This is a genomic window from Nostoc sp., assembly GCF_036917275.1.
Lineage (GTDB): Bacteria > Cyanobacteriota > Cyanobacteriia > Cyanobacteriales > Nostocaceae > Nostoc.
In genome coordinates, this window is record NZ_JBALDF010000003.1 from 10,913 (window position 1) to 25,726 (window position 14,814).

Here is a 14,814-nt window from a genome sequence, read left to right on the forward strand (position 1 = left end):
TAGAGAGTTACTTATTTAGTGCAGCTTCACATTAAATTGGTATAAGAAGTTAAAAAGAGGTTTTTCGACTAACATTTTTACCCACCTTGAAAGGGCTAGTCTTAGTCTATTGCTATATCTTGATTCTTTATTTTAAATTTTGAATTGATATTAATTGTGTTCTAGCAGGTTTAGAATCTTTCTCAGTAATTCCTCTGATTCTAATGGCTTGGTAATGTGAGCTTGAAACCCGGCAGTCAGTGCTTTTTGCTGGTCAATATCTGCGGCATAAGCGGTAAGCGCGATCGCCAGAATCGTTCCTCCCTGATTGGGTGGGCGCAAACGAATCTGCTTAATCAGCGTGTAGCCATCCATATCAGCCATGCCGATATCACTCACAATTAGATTAGGAATGAAACTATCAAGTACTTGTAATGCTTCTAGCCCAGACGCTACGGCTGTCACTTTTGCGCCATTTTGTTCTAGCAAAAATGCTTCAAACTCGCGCGTATCAGTATCATCATCCACGAGCAAAATTTGCAGGTTGCTTAAGGGAGTCTCTGCGCTTTCTGCATTAGCCTGATCTGACTCAAGTACAATTGCTGAATGATTCAAGATCGGTATTTGAACTGTAAAGGTTGCGCCCTGATTCTCACCCAAGCTTTCTGCCTTGACTGTGCCACCGTGCAGTTCTACAATTTGGCGGACGATCGCCAGGCCCAAACCCAAGCCACCAAATCTGCGTGTCGTCGAGCTATCCTCTTGTCGGAAATAATCAAACACATCTGGTAGAAATTTCGGTTGAATGCCAATGCCAGTATCGATCACCCGGATTTGAGCTTGCTTTGCAATTTGCCTTAATTCAATGATTACTTGTCCATCATCTGGTGTAAATTTGACGGCATTGGTAAGCAAGTTCCACACCACTTGCTGCAAGCGCGCAGTGTCACCAGAGATAGGTGCAGTCGGGTCAAGATCAATCCGTAAGTTAATATTCTTTGCTTCTGCTGCTAAACGCACTGTTTCCAGGGCAGCAGAAATCACAGAGATTAAATTAAGGGGAGCCATTGTTAAGGACAGCTTGCCCTGCATAATCCGCGAAATGTCGAGTAAGTCTTCAATTAATTGTGATTGCAGTTTAGCGTTGCGCTCAATAGTTAGCAGTGCTTCGCGTTGACGGGCGGCATTGAGCTTACCTTTTTGCAACAGTTGTGTCCAGCCCAAGATGGGGTTGAGGGGCGATCGCAACTCATGAGACAGCACCGCTAAAAACTCGTCTTTAACCTGGTTAGCTCGTTGCAACTGTTCTGCGTGTTGCTGAATCGAGACAATTAGGTTTGCTCGGTCTAGGGCGATCGCTATCTGTTCAGAAATCAATTGCAGCAAATCGATTTCTTCTAAGGTAAAGTAAGTGCGAGTGCGGCTACCAAAGCAGATGGTTCCCAATAACCGTTCTTGGATAATTAACGGTTGACCGACATAAGTGGTGCCACTCAGGTCGCGGACGGTGTGGGCACGAGGATCAGTAGCAATTTGGGCGCAATCGAGAACGATTTGCTGGCGTTCTTGAGCCACCAATCCACAGAGGTCTTCACCGAACTCAAGCCACTCGATCGCCTCTAGGATCTCTTGAGTAATGCCCTGATGGTTTTTCAAATGTAGGATGGGGCGGTTGTCTTTTGACTCGACGATGTAGCTGTAGTAAAAGTCTAACTCTAGCTGGGGTGCGAGTTTGCCAAATAGGTTGTGCATTAGCGTCATCGGTTGCTCGACCTTCAGGAGATCGCTGGTGATGTCATAGAGCAACCGCAAGCGTTCATCGGCTTGCCGCTCTGAAGTGACATCGCGCATGATTTTAATAAATCCTTGCACCTCGTCGGCTTCATCGCGTATGGGCATCACAAAGCCACTACCCCAAAAGCGGCTACCGTCCTTTCGGATATGCCAGCACTCATTTTCTGCCTGTCCTTGAGTTTGGGCGGTCTGCAATTCCCAGCCAACGCGGTCTTCTAGGTTGTCTTCATAGGAATAAAGGGGGTGAGAGTCATGGCCAATTATTTCTGCTTCTGAATACTTGAACAATTCTTCAGCACCAGCACTCCAACTGGTGATTATACCGTTGAGATCAACGGTTAAAATGGCATATTCTTTTGCACTTGCCACCATTAACCGAAAACGAGCTTCACTTTGTTTGAGGGCAATTTCGATTTTTTTGCGATCGGTAATGTCGTAGGACATTGCCAGCACAGCATCAACTTCACCGCGATCGTTGCGTAAGGGTGTGCCATGAGAAATATAGTAGCGATCGTGGCTGTTGTGTTCTAAGGCAAACGATTCGCCATTGAGAGCTTGACGCAAGTAGGGTTCGTAGCTGGCTGCCAGGGCGGGTTCGAGGGCTTCCCAGAGTGTTTTGCCGACAAAGTTTTCAGTAGTCATGCCGACCCACTCCAGCGCTTCGCCTTCTGCAAGCTGGTAGCGCAAATCTCGATCCACAATGAACACAGCGCCATGAGGTAGTTTAGCGGCGACTTGACGCAAGCGGGCTTCGGCAAGTTGGCGATCGCGCTTTTCTTGGGCTTCTCGCAGCGCCCGTTGGACACAAGGTACCAACCGCCGTAAGTTGCGCTTTAGCACATAGTCGGTGGCTCCCAGTTTCAGCGCTTCAATCACCAGTTCTTCGCCCATACTGCCAGAGACGAAAATAAAGGGCGTGTCAGGACAAAGCTTCTGGGCAATTTTCAAGGCGGAAATGCCATCAAAACCGGGCAAGGCATAGTCTGCCAAAATCAAGTCAAAGGCATTGGCTTCTAATGCCTTCACAAACTCAGCGCGAGTTTCTACCCGGAGCAGTTCAAAATTAGCGCTGCCATCGGTCAGGGTGACATATATCACCTCTGCATCAAGGGGGTTGTCTTCCAGCAAAAGAAACCGCAGTGCTGTCATAATTGCGCCTCACGTTTCGGCAGCGAAAAGTAGAACGTTGCGCCCTGGTCGATTGCGCCTTCTGCCCAGATGCGTCCGCCATGTCGATGAATGATCCGCCGTACAGTGGCAAGCCCGACTCCCGTGCCAGGAAACTCCTCCTGGGAATGCAAGCGTTGAAATATGCTAAATAGTTGATCGCAGTATTTCATGTCGAACCCTGCACCATTATCTTTGACAAAGAAAATCACTTCCTGCTCCTGTTCGATCCTACCAATTTTGATGGCAGCTTCGCTGTTATTGTGGGTGTACTTGACGGCATTCGACAACAAATTTTGTAGTACTAGCCGCAGCAGTGCCGAATCGCCTTTTGCGGTTAACAATGGCTCAATTTCCCAGTGAAGCGATCGCCCCACCAGTTCTAGCTGCAATTGTTCTCGCACCTGTTGCACCAATTGAGTGATATTAACAGTAGTCAAATACATTTTTGTCTGTCCCAGGCGGGAAAATTCCAGCAAGTCGTCTACCATTTTTTCTGCCTGAAGAGTTGATTGCGTGATAATGTTGAGAATCTGCAAACTGGATGCATCGACAAGGGTTGCATTGAGCTTGGCTTGCAACTGTTCGGCAAAGCTGCTGATGTAGCGTAGCGGTATTTGCAAGTCGTGGGATATCGAGGAAGAAAACGCCTCCAGTTCTTGGTTGATGGCTTCTAGTTGAGCCGTGCGAGCTTTCACCTGTTGCTCCAAGCGCTCATTGAGTGTTTGTACTGCTTGCATCACCTGTTCGCGGTAAACCGCTTCGCGTCGCAGTTGTGCCAGTTGAAGGTTGGCATTGACTCGCGCTAACAATTCTCGTGCCGAGAAGGGTTTAATTAAATAGTCATCTGCCCCAGTTTCTAAACCCTCCACCCGTGATTCTTCACCAGCACGAGCAGAGAGCAAAATAATCGGGATTGTCTGGGTATTTGGTGAAGCCCGTAGCGATCGCAGCAACTCAAAGCCATCCATTCTCGGCATCATCACATCTGCTAACACCAAGTCATAGATGGCACTTCCACCACGCAGGATCGCAGTCAGTGCGGCTAACCCATCATTTACAGTTTCCACCTCGTAGTACTGGTTTAACAACCGCTTGAGATAGCCGCGCATGTCGGCGTTGTCATCCACCAGGAGAATACGCGCTCTTTTGGAGCTTGGAGCATGAACTTCCGAGTTCTGAACTTGAACTTCCGAGTTCTGAGCATGAACTTCCGAGTTCTGAGCATGAACTTCCGAGTTCTGAGCTTGAACTTGCGAGTTCTGAGCTTGAACTTGCGAGTTCTGAGCATGAACTTCCGAGTTCTGAGCATGAACTTGCGAGTTCTGAGCTTGAACTTCCGAGTTCTGAGCATGAACTTGCGAGTTCTGAGCGTGAACTTCCGAGTTCTGAGCGTGAACTTCCGAGCTTTGAGCTTGAACTTGCGAGTTCTGAGCGTGAACTTCCGAGTTCTGAGCTTGAACCTCCGAGTTCTGAAATTCTGTGCTTTCTTCAGGTAGCCAATGTAAGGCTTCTTCAACAAAAGCATTCGCCGTTACAGCCGATGATGCCAGTGTCGAGGCAACCCAAATTTGGTCGGCGGGTAGATGGGCGATTCCGGTGGGGATAGTGACGGTGAAGATTGTACCTTGGTCTACTGCGCTCGTAACTGCGATCGCGCCGCCATGCCGCTTGACGAGTTCCTGCACCAGAAACAAGCCAATGCCTGAGCCTTCATAGCTGCGCCCCTTCGCGCCTTTGACTTGATAGAACCTCTCAAAGAGGTAAGGCAGTTCCGAAGCGGAAATACCTACGCCCGTGTCGCTGACTATCAATTCAACTGTGTTTGCTTTGGGTTGGAGCGAGACAGAAATGATCCCCTCGAAGGTAAATTTTAAGGCATTGGAGAGTAGATTCAACACAATCTTTTCCCACATCTCGCGATCTACGTAAATGGGATCGGGTAGGGGGGGACAATCTACAACTAACTCTAAATTGGCATTCTCAATCGCCGAGCGAAAAACACTTGCCAGTTCAGCCGTGTAAGTGGATAAGTCGGTGGGTTCGTAGTTTGCATTCAGGCGGTTGGCTTCGATGCGGGAGAAGTCGAGTAGGGTATTGACTAATTTCAGCAAACGCAAGCTGTTGCTGTGGGCGAGTTGGAGCCGTTCTTGTTGTGCGGGAGGTAAGGGATTGGCAGAATCGCTCAGGGCATCTTGCAGGGGAGCGAGTGACAGAGTTAGTGGCGTGCGGAATTCGTGAGAAACGTTGCTGAAGAAGAGGGTTTTAGCGCGATCGAGTTCTGCAAGAGTCTCGGCGCGTTGGCGTTCTTGTTCACGGGCAGCTTGTTCTCGAATCAGTTGGATTTGATTGGCTTGGGCCTGTTTGCGATCGTTGATGACACTGAGAACAACGGCAACCTGTCGGTCTTCGAGTTCTCCAACGGAGAATGCATAAACCTCAAACCAGCGCTGCAACTCTCTGGCATAGTTCTCAAAGCGAACGGATTGACCGCTCAAAGCAACATTGCCATAAATTTCAAACCAATACTCTTCGTGGTTTGGAGCCAGTTCGCGCACCCGTTTACCAAGCGCGTCTGCCAGTCCTGTTTGTCGTTCAAAGGAGGGGCTAATTTCCAAAAAGCGATAGTCAATCGGTTTCTCGTTTTGATCAAAAATCACCTCAATGGTGCAAAAGCCATCGTTGATTGACTCGAATAACGTGCGATATTTCGCTTCCGATCCGCGCAAGGCTGCTTCGGCGTGGGCGCGTTCGACCGCTGCCCAGGTGCGTTCGGCGGTTTCTACCGTCAGTTCTACTTCCAGATCAGTCCAGTCTCTGGGTGTGCTTTGAACCAAACAGAGTATACCGACTGGCTTGCCATCTTTAATCACCGGCACATCGATAAAGGAAATGACCTGCAACTGGATGCAAAGCTGCCTGATATCTTCGTCTACTCTATCGGTCGTATAGACATCCTGAACCACAAAAGGATGACCTGAATTGATCGCTGCTTGCAAGATGGCAAAGCTGCTCAATGGATACACCCCAGCAACGGTCGGCAACCCTTCACGAGTTGCGTCCCGCCAAATGATGGCATTGCCGTCCTCAATTTCGCAGTAGTAGCACCGATCTGCCCCAAAGTGATTCATGGCAGTTCGGGTGACCGTTTCCTGAATCTCAAGCGGATCGGCAAGCGATCGCATTGCATCGCTCATTTGCAGTAGAAACACCTGCCGCTCCTGGTTCTTCCGCTCCGCCTCCTGGGCGAGGTGCAGCTCGGTCACCCTAGTGACCTGGTGAATGATGGCGGTGACCTCGCCGGAGGCATTGAGCAACGGCGCGTTGATCGCCAGCCACCAATGCGGCTCGAACCCGCCGTCAGGAGTCACAATGTCACATCGCGTGCGAGCCATCGCGTCCGGTCGTCGGGATGTCAGGACGCGATCCAGGGAGAGTGCGAGCGCCTCCGACCCATGATCGCCTGGGCGGTTCGGGTCGTCGGTGAAGACATCAAAAAGCCTGCGTCCAATGAGTCCCTCGGGCGTGGTCAGGGTGGCGGCGAAATAGGCTTCGTTCGCGGCGGTGATGGTAAAATCCGGTGGGTTCGGTTCCAGCACCATGAACGGAACCGGCGATGCCGCCAACAGTGCGGCGTATTTCTCCTCGCTCTCGCGCAACGCGGCTTCCGCCCGCTTCTTGTCTGTGACATCGCTGAAGAGTGCCGCGAGCTGGTTTTTGCCGTTGCTTGTCGGAAAGACAAAGACATCAAACCAGCGATCAAGGTCTGCGTGGAAGTCGATGAACCGCTTCGCCTGTCCGGTGCGGGCAACCTCCGCGTAGTCCTTCAGCCACATATCCTCGGCTTCCGGGAAGAGTTCCCGCATTGTCTGCCCTGGCTGCGGTCTGCGCCCACTTTGCCGCTCAAAGCCTGGATTGGTCTCGATGTAGCAAAAATCGATCGCCTCGCCTGCATCGTTGTAGAGCATCTCGAAGATACAGAAACCTGCGTCGATCGAGTCGAATAGCGATCGATACTTTTGTTCCGATTTTCGCAGAGCTTCCAGTGCGATGCGCGCTTCGTGAATATCGGTTGCCGCGCCGTACATCTTAATGACCTTACCGCTTTCATCCTTCAACGGGAATGCGTTCACAACGAACCAGCGATACTCTCCATCGTGTCCGCGGATGCGATGTTCCTGTTGAAGCAGCACGCCCTGTTTTACTGCTTCACGGTAACGGCGGACGGACGCTGCCTTGTCGTCGGGATGAATCCACTGCGTCCAGCTCCAGCCGATCGCCTGCTCGAAGGTTTGCCCCGTGTATTCCATCCAGCGCTGGTTGTACCAGTTGGTTGAGCCGTCTGGTTCGCTCTCCCAAAGCAGGTCGGGGACGAGGTTGGCAATCGACTGCAACCGCGCTTGGGATTCGCGCAAGGCTGCTTCGGCGCGGGCGCGTTCCTGAGCCTCGAAGTGACTGTTGATGATCACGGCGGCGGACTGCGTGACGATTTCGGCAAGCGCCAGGTCGCCGGGCGTTGCCTGTTGCAGTTCAACCATGCGATCGACCAGTTCAGTCTGGGTCTGGTGCAGGGCGGCTTCGGCTTGTTTGCGATCGATGGTATCTTTGTCAAGTTCCGGCGCTTCCTGCAATGCCCGTTGTACCGATGGCACTAACCGCCCTAAGCGTTGCTTGAGTACATAATCTGTCGCGCCCTGTTTGATCGCTTCAATCGCCAATTCTTCGCCCAAACTGCCAGAGATGAAAATAAACGGTATCTCAGGACGTAGGCGACGGGCGATCGGTAGTGCCGCAATCCCATCAAAACTAGACAAGGCATAGTCTGCCAAAATCAAGTCGATTTCCTCGGTTTCCAGTGTTCTAATAAAGTCAGCGTGAGTCTCTACTCGCAGTATTTCACAGTTAATACCGCCCTCAAATAGCGTGGCTTGCACCACTTCTGCATCAGTTAGATTAGCTTCGAGCAAGAGAAACTGAAATGCTGACATTATTATTCCTTCTGCTGTTTTGGTAGTACCTAGTGACAAGTGCGTGGGCTGGGCGGTTTCTTCTCTTGGCACTCCCTCGTCAGAAAATGTGACATCGCACCAACTTAATTAGGATATAGCAACATTCTTCAGGATAGTCATCGGCCCTTGGGCTTTGAGAATTTCCATTTCTGCTGGATTCCGCACTAGCAAAGCACCAGCGAATCCTAATGAATTTACAGAAATAGATTGGAAATGCTCCTGCGATCGCGGTACGATTAACATCCATTCTCGTGTCGCTAGCAGATTATAAGCACCAGATTGCCTTGCATCCAAACCCACAGCATGTAGCAAAGTCCGATAAAGTTGCTCTATTGCTTGGCCCCCTACGAATGGGGATTGCACCCAATTGGAATTTAGGGGTGCGAAAGCATGTACAAAAGGAAGTTTTGGTAAAGTTGTGTTCGAGTTCTGAAATTGTGCTGATGTTAGCAGAGGTTCAATAGGTATCTGTGGCCCTGAAGGTGCAAGTGGTAGCGGCATTAATTGCAAGTGCTTGTGTCGCTGACTTGCACCTGCGGTTTTACTACTATTGTAAAATGCTAAACCATTGAAATCAGCTAAACAAGCCCACATAGCCGCAAAATCTTCCAGGGTAAGTAAGCTTTCCTGTTCCTCGAAAGCACGGGTGATAATTAGCAAATGATAATCAACAACATTGAATTTATTTAAAATAGATACATGGGTATCGGAGATATCCGCTACAAATAAATCCTCTTCGTAGGGCAAAAAAGGATTAAATTCTTGACTAGAGGTGGCAGATTGTTTTTCCTGTTTCTCCTTAGCTGCTTTTTTGCGATTCAGGTTAGACAAAATCCGCACTAAAAAGCGCACGTTATCCTGTTCGATAAATTCAAATTCCGTCGGTATCGACAGCAACGCCCCACATTGTAAAGCATGTTCAGTCTGTTCTTTCACACTTGTCCATAAAGTGCCAGGCTTAAGTAAGATTTTACCCTGTGCCATTTTATTCCTTTAAATATTGAGTTAATACGCAAGTGGGACGCACATCTGTGCGTCCCTACGAATGACTATATTCCAATCCAGTTGAGTTACAGCTATTTAAAACCTCGTTTCCAGCCAGAGGCTGGAAATGCTCTTCAATTGCGGCTCTGCCGCGAGTAAGGGAGGCGGCAGCCCCCACATTAGGCATTCCCAGTCGGAGACTGGGAACGAGACAATCTCTAAAAGCTTGTTCTAGGCAGACTTTCATCTGAAGTTGATACCAATGCACATCTTTGCACCCCTACGAATGACTGTATTCCAATACAGTTGTTACAGCTATTTTCAGGTTAAATAGACCACGTGGTTGGAGCGCAAGACCTTGCGCCCCAACGACAGATGTGGTTCAAATACATGAAACCTGCTGTAAGATGCGATAAGTAAAATACCAAACCTTTCACAACAACGCAATATTTCTGCAACAAAACTGTCACAAATCATATCTACATTAGTAATACATTTAAATATCCTTCCAGACAGCAATGCAAAACGAATCTCGCGACAGAGAACACCCATTAAATAGTATTTCACATAACACTGCTGATGCCAAATACCATAATCGAGCGCCCTGGAAAAAGGCTGCTGCCTCTCTATCGTTGGTGCTGCTGGGATCAGGTATGACATTGGCAGGTGGCTATATGGCTGGACATCCTCAGCAGGTGTCTGAAAGTGCATCTAATTTGGCAGTGAGTCGAGTAAATGCTGCTCCTCCATTACCAGCCGCCACAGATCCTAACTTTGTTATAGAGGTGGTAAAAAAGGTCGGGCCAGCTGTAGTGCGAATTGACTCTTCCCGAACCGTAAAAACCCAGATACCAGATGAATTTAACGATCCATTTTTTCAACGCTTCTTTGGTTCTCAACTACCACAACAACAGAATCGGGTAGAACGGGGTACTGGTTCAGGTTTTATTATTAGTGCTGATGGTCGTATTCTCACCAATGCCCACGTAGTAGATGGTGCTGATACGGTAACAGTAACACTCAAGGATGGACGTAGCTTTAAAGGCAAGGTATTAGGAAAAGACGAGTTGACCGATGTTGCTGTTGTCAAGATTCAGGCAGACAATCTACCGTTAGTAGCATTGGGTAACTCAGATAAACTGCAAGCAGGAGAATGGGCGATCGCGATCGGTAATCCTCTTGGCCTAGATAATACAGTAACTACTGGAATCATCAGTGCTACAGGACGCAGTAGCAATCTAATTGGTGCTCCCGATAAGCGAGTAGAGTATATTCAAACTGACGCAGCTATTAATCCCGGTAACTCTGGCGGCCCCCTGCTAAATTACCGTGGTGAGGTGATTGCGATGAATACAGCCATTATCCAGGGCGCACAAGGATTAGGTTTTGCTATTCCTATCAACACAGCACAACACGTTTCCAGTCAACTGATAGCTACAGGCAAAGTAGAACATCCTTACCTGGGAATTCAGATGGTAGGGTTAACGCCTCAGTTAAAACAAAATATAAATTCAGATCCCAATAGCGGTTTGAGTGTAAATGAAGATAAAGGTGTATTAGTTATAAAAGTTATGCCAAATTCGCCAGCTGCTAAAGCAGGAATACGTGCTGGTGATGTGATCCAAAAGCTTGGCGGACAATCAGTCACAGATGCCAGCAGTGTCCAAAAGGCAGTAGAAAATAGCCAAGTCGGGGGCGATTTACGGATGGAATTACGTCGCAATGGACAGAATCTTAACGTAGCTGTACAACCTGGTGCTTTTCCCATACAACAAGTACAATAATCGCTTTCCTAAAACGTTTTGAGCGATTTTGAGTAGTAAATAAGTAGTCTTAAAAATCTGGGGCTTCTGACTTGGTAATATCTGGGTGACAGTAGTACATAAACACTGTTTGAACAGTATCCCCAAGTCAGTAAGCCCTTTACTCTGGTGAAGCACCATAAGCGTACGCTGAAATAACAAATGCGTACGCCGAAATAACAAATGCGTACGCTGAAATAACAAATGCGTACGCCGAAATAACAAATGCGTACGCTGAAATAACAAATGCGTACGCCGAAATAGCAAATGCGATCGCTGAAGTAACAAATGCGTACGCCGAAATAACAAATGCGTACGCCGAAATAGCAAATGCGTACGCCTGCTGTGCAAGAGTGAGCGTTAGCGGAGCTTACCGTTCGCGTAACGTCTCGAAGAGAAGATATCGCTTTATCTAGGGATTTAATTCTCAATTTTGCAAAGTTGCCAATACTATCACAACCCCAACCAACACCGCAAAGATTGCTCTAACAGTTCAGCATCAGCATCAGTTAACTTGCCAATTACTTTGACAACTAAGCTTTTATGCACTGTGTATAATCCTCTCTTGACTGCTGTAGCCACGTTTAGCCCTGCTGCTGCCCATTCAGACAAGACAAACTCACCTTCTAGCAATGCTCCAGTTTTGCTCGTCAAGGGTGTAATTAGGATGTCTTGAGAAATATGCGGCGCACTTACAACAACAGCAGATCTAACTTTGGAACTGGACAAATTCAGAAAAGGGATACTGAACCAAAATGATGTCATTTTTAGAGTAATTGGGCATAGACATCATCCTCAGCGTTATCCCAAACTGATGAAAGTGATGTTTGACTGGTTTGAAACCAAAATTCAGTTTCATCATCAGGAAGCAGCGTCACTAGCACTCTTGTCCCTTCCGGTAATTCCTCTGACTCCAGCAATTCGATTTTTCCATGCCGAACAGTAGCCCAAAGTGTTTTTAGCATATCTGTTTTATGAACAGTCATGCTTTAATTTTATGCTTCGATAGTTTATGAGGAGCGATCGCCTTACAGAAAACCTCAAAAACAAGGCGTAGATGCGTAGCGGCTTGTCGTTAGACATCGCCCGTAATTATAGTATTAGGTTCGCGTCTGCCACGATTTTGGATCTCTGCGACCATGAAAAATTGCCGTCACTATTACTCGGCTCGACACAATCCGATAGTACACAGCATAGGGAAATCGTCGCACTACTGCTCGTCGAATATCAGCGTAGACAATTACATAGGATTCTGGCATCTGAGAAATTCGATTCACCGTTTCGTCTACACAGTCTAAAAACTGGTCACCGAGACCGGGTTTCTGGCTCTCGTACCAACTGTGTGCATCATTAAGTTCTTCTCGAACCTCTGGGCGAAACACCAGGACATAATTCATTGCTGCCCCTTAATTGATGCTTTGATTTCCTCCCAAGTCAGCACATTATCTGGATTTGAATCATAGTCAGCAGTTCGACGATCGAGTTCTTGCTTTTGTGCATCAGTTAAATCAGGGTAAACTTGCTCTGCTGCGATGCTATCCCAAATTGCCTGCACAATACGGATTCTATCTTCAACACTAAGAGTTGCGATTTCGTTCAAAGTAGCTGTGATATCCATACTGATTAACTTGGAGTGAGGAAGCAACTGGTACACCTTAAATATAGCGGACAAGATTTTGTCCATCAAATCAAACGCTGCATCTGCTTTGCTGCCTAATAGAGCGATGTCTACGACGGGCTACGCCTACGCCTTGCAGAAAACCTCAAAAATAATGCGATCGCTTGTTGTGGAAGAGTGAGTGCATTAGCGAAGCTCACCGTAGGTATCGCCTTGCAGAAAACCTTAAAAATAAAGCGTAGACGCGTAGCGGCTTGTGGTTAGATATCGCCTGTTGTGGAAGAGTAGTGCGTTAGCGTAGCTTACTCGCGGCTTTTAACCGTCCGCTGCAACTGAATTGTTAGACCGCTTATTCTATGTTTTAGAAATCAAAACCATTTATATTGTTGTTTTCAATTATATTGTTGTTTACAAATTGCTCATCAATATAGTCTACGAGCTTTCGAGCCTCTGCCACTAATTCTTCTATATCCTTCTGAGTAAGTGTTATTTCTTCTCCGTCCTTTGACTTACCGTTACGATGCACAAAATAGTGTCTCTTCTCTATTGCTTTAAAAAGTTCCTTCAAATCTTCTGGAAATTCTATATTAAAAGTGTCTTTGTACATTGGTCTAACCTTTTTCAGGTTATGCCACATTTGTGATGATAGATATTTCTTAACTTCATCATCAATTTTATCAATCTTAACAAATAACTCATTTAAAGAAAAATTATGTTTTTTAAACTCCGAATTCGACTCAACAAATTTTCTAATCAATCTACGATCCTTTAGAACCGTATTAATAAAAGCATCTGATAAAAAAGTCTCTAAAGCGGTAATCACATTAATATGAAGCAATCTAAACAAATATTGTTGTACTTTATCCTTATCGAGTATTATAAGCTGATGTAAAGGTTGTTGCTTGTTAGCAGTTATTTCAGCAGAAAGTAAAGCTTCAATTGTTTCTAAATCTTCTTGGAAAGTTCTATGAAAATTAGTATTTGATAGAATTATTGAAGAATAGTATTCATCATATTCATTAGGTGGGTAAAAGTCAGCTTCTAGTATTTCATATTCAAATATCTCCCAATTTTCGTCTTTTTGAACAGCTTTGCCGTGGATTTCTGCTAAAATAGAAGTTCCTAAAATTGATGTTTCCTCATCTGGTGTAGCATCTAAATAAATATCAGCAGAAAAACTGATTTTTTTTGGTTCTATAAACCAAGCCTCAACATTTCCGTGGTATCAAGTCCCCAATTTATTGAACCACTAATAGATATTAGACCTGTTATTGTATCATCATTCATTAAGTCTGAAGCTACATCATAACCAGTATTGGCAAGCAATTCATCAATAATTTATATTGCTCGTGGGTCTAAATTTGTCATTAATCTTGCTTTGTTATTTAGTTAGCAAATCGCTTCAATATTTAAAATAAACGCCTGTAAAACATCTTCTCCTGATAAAGTAACAGGCGCTTTCAACACTTCAACCTCTTGTCCTTGCTGATAAATCTCCACTTGCCAAAAAATAATTCTTCACAATTTCTGCTAAACCAATGTCGTGACTTGCTCATATTCTTCTTTATGGCTTTGCAAAGCATCCCAAAGATCAACTTTTTGCTGAAGATTAAGCCAAAGTCTTGGCCCATTTGCTAAAGCTTTACCAAGACGTATTGCTATATCTACTGTAATTGATCTGTTACCATTAATAATTTCCTGAATTATTTGATTAGATACTCCTAAAATTTCTGCAAAATTTACGGTATTAATATCTAAATTATCTAAAATATCTGCAATTACTTCGCCAGGATGTATTGGTCTTACTAATCTATCATCAGTAATATCTTGCCAATTATCCATAATTGTAAATCTTACCAAATCATGCCCAAATTCAATACAAAACCCTTTAAAACATCTTCTCCTGATAACGTAGCAGGAGAATCTAACACCTCAACCTTTTGGCCTTGTCTATAAATCTCAACTTGTCGAGATTTACGATTAATTAAGAAACCTAAAGGCACACCATGATCTAAATATTCCCTCATCTTGTCTTGTGCAATCTTCAAACTATCACTTGGGGAAAGTAACTCAATTACAAAATCAGGACAAATAGGGGGAAATTTTTCTTTTTGCTCACCAGTTAAAGCATCCCATCTTTCCAATTTTATCCAAGCAGCATCAGGGGAACGATCTGCACCATTAGGTAATTTAAAACAAGTAGAAGAATCAAAAGCGATGCCAGTACCATCAGTATCAGTCCAATTCATTAATTGTTGAGTGATTCTTGCATTTTTATTTCCTGTTTCTCCCCCCGTTGGTGGCATAATTATTAGTTCTCCGCTTGCGGCGCGTTCAAATTTCAAGTCCCGGTTTGCCTGACATATCTGAAAAAATTGCTCATCTGTCAGTTCCAATGCTGGTTTAAGATTAACGGTTAAAGCATTCATAATGGTATCCCGGATTTGAAAGATTAAGGCAG

14 protein-coding genes and 2 pseudogenes are annotated in these 14,814 nt (G+C 45.9%); 3 read left to right on the forward strand and 13 right to left on the reverse strand.

Features of this window, described 5'->3' with window-relative positions; all coding sequences use genetic code 11:
* Positions 1-150: 150 nt before the first annotated feature.
* The 3 genes and pseudogenes from V7K35_RS00845 to V7K35_RS00855 form a co-directional block, all read right to left on the reverse strand.
* Positions 151-2,922, reverse strand: coding sequence for a response regulator (locus tag V7K35_RS00845; protein WP_335075585.1), 2,772 nt, complete (start codon positions 2,920-2,922; stop codon positions 151-153).
* The gene (locus V7K35_RS00850; protein WP_335075628.1) at positions 2,919-6,599 is read right to left on the reverse strand and encodes an ATP-binding protein; all 3,681 of its coding nucleotides are present in this window, start codon (positions 6,597-6,599) and stop codon (positions 2,919-2,921) included. Before V7K35_RS00850 ends, V7K35_RS00845 begins: the two co-directional genes overlap by 4 nt.
* A 441-nt stretch (positions 6,600-7,040) precedes the next feature.
* Positions 7,041-7,478 (reverse strand): annotated as a pseudogene (locus V7K35_RS00855) (PAS domain-containing protein); the annotation flags it as partial.
* Here V7K35_RS00855 and V7K35_RS00860 point away from each other — a divergent pair.
* A complete protein-coding gene (locus tag V7K35_RS00860) occupies positions 7,392-7,595 on the forward strand; it encodes a hypothetical protein (protein WP_335075632.1) in 204 nt (67 codons plus the stop codon). The pseudogene V7K35_RS00855 and the gene V7K35_RS00860 overlap by 87 nt on opposite strands.
* A 24-nt stretch (positions 7,596-7,619) precedes the next feature.
* On the opposite strand, the pseudogene V7K35_RS29565 reads toward V7K35_RS00860, so the two are convergent.
* From V7K35_RS29565 to V7K35_RS00870, 3 genes and pseudogenes are all read right to left on the reverse strand, one after another.
* Positions 7,620-7,928: pseudogene (locus V7K35_RS29565) on the reverse strand (response regulator); the annotation flags it as partial.
* A gap of 108 nt (positions 7,929-8,036) precedes the next feature.
* Positions 8,037-8,933, reverse strand: a complete 897-nt coding sequence (locus V7K35_RS00865) for an ATP adenylyltransferase family protein (RefSeq protein WP_335075587.1) — start codon at positions 8,931-8,933, stop codon at positions 8,037-8,039.
* A gap of 55 nt (positions 8,934-8,988) precedes the next feature.
* A complete protein-coding gene (locus V7K35_RS00870) occupies positions 8,989-9,180 on the reverse strand; it encodes a hypothetical protein (RefSeq protein ID WP_335075589.1) in 192 nt (63 codons plus the stop codon).
* A gap of 271 nt (positions 9,181-9,451) precedes the next feature.
* Here V7K35_RS00870 and V7K35_RS00875 point away from each other — a divergent pair, with 271 nt between their 5' ends.
* Entirely contained in the window at positions 9,452-10,717 is a 1,266-nt protein-coding gene (locus V7K35_RS00875; protein ID WP_335075591.1) for an HhoA/HhoB/HtrA family serine endopeptidase, read from the forward strand.
* Between the two features lie 471 nt (positions 10,718-11,188).
* Here V7K35_RS00875 and V7K35_RS00880 read toward each other — a convergent pair whose 3' ends face one another.
* The 4 genes from V7K35_RS00880 to V7K35_RS00895 all read right to left on the reverse strand — a co-directional run bounded on the left by V7K35_RS00880 (position 11,189) and on the right by V7K35_RS00895 (position 12,353).
* Positions 11,189-11,500 (reverse strand): type II toxin-antitoxin system PemK/MazF family toxin, encoded by a 312-nt coding sequence (locus tag V7K35_RS00880; protein WP_335075593.1) that lies wholly within the window; start codon positions 11,498-11,500, stop codon positions 11,189-11,191.
* 2 nt (positions 11,501-11,502) lie between these two features.
* Positions 11,503-11,721 (reverse strand): hypothetical protein, encoded by a 219-nt coding sequence (locus V7K35_RS00885; RefSeq protein ID WP_335075595.1) that lies wholly within the window; start codon positions 11,719-11,721, stop codon positions 11,503-11,505.
* Between the two features lie 114 nt (positions 11,722-11,835).
* Positions 11,836-12,132 carry a type II toxin-antitoxin system RelE/ParE family toxin gene (locus tag V7K35_RS00890; protein ID WP_335075597.1) on the reverse strand — a complete coding sequence of 99 codons (297 nt, stop codon included), beginning with the start codon at positions 12,130-12,132 and terminating at the stop codon, positions 11,836-11,838.
* A complete protein-coding gene (locus tag V7K35_RS00895) occupies positions 12,129-12,353 on the reverse strand; it encodes an addiction module protein (protein WP_162399555.1) in 225 nt (74 codons plus the stop codon). Before V7K35_RS00895 ends, V7K35_RS00890 begins: the two co-directional genes overlap by 4 nt.
* Positions 12,354-12,411: 58 nt before the next feature.
* Here V7K35_RS00895 and V7K35_RS00900 point away from each other — a divergent pair, with 58 nt between their 5' ends.
* Positions 12,412-12,534, forward strand: coding sequence for a hypothetical protein (locus V7K35_RS00900; protein ID WP_335075600.1), 123 nt, complete (start codon positions 12,412-12,414; stop codon positions 12,532-12,534).
* Positions 12,535-12,714: 180 nt separating this feature from the next.
* Here the strand turns inward: V7K35_RS00900 and V7K35_RS00905 are convergent, their stop codons facing one another.
* The 3 genes from V7K35_RS00905 to V7K35_RS00920 all read right to left on the reverse strand — a co-directional run bounded on the left by V7K35_RS00905 (position 12,715) and on the right by V7K35_RS00920 (position 14,782).
* Positions 12,715-13,551 (reverse strand): HEPN domain-containing protein, encoded by an 837-nt coding sequence (locus V7K35_RS00905; RefSeq protein WP_335075630.1) that lies wholly within the window; start codon positions 13,549-13,551, stop codon positions 12,715-12,717.
* 332 nt (positions 13,552-13,883) lie between these two features.
* Positions 13,884-14,195 carry a HigA family addiction module antitoxin gene (locus V7K35_RS00915; RefSeq protein WP_335075602.1) on the reverse strand — a complete coding sequence of 104 codons (312 nt, stop codon included), beginning with the start codon at positions 14,193-14,195 and terminating at the stop codon, positions 13,884-13,886.
* An 11-nt stretch (positions 14,196-14,206) separates the two neighbouring features.
* The gene (locus tag V7K35_RS00920; RefSeq protein WP_335075604.1) at positions 14,207-14,782 is read right to left on the reverse strand and encodes a Uma2 family endonuclease; all 576 of its coding nucleotides are present in this window, start codon (positions 14,780-14,782) and stop codon (positions 14,207-14,209) included.
* Positions 14,783-14,814: the final 32 nt, after the last annotated feature.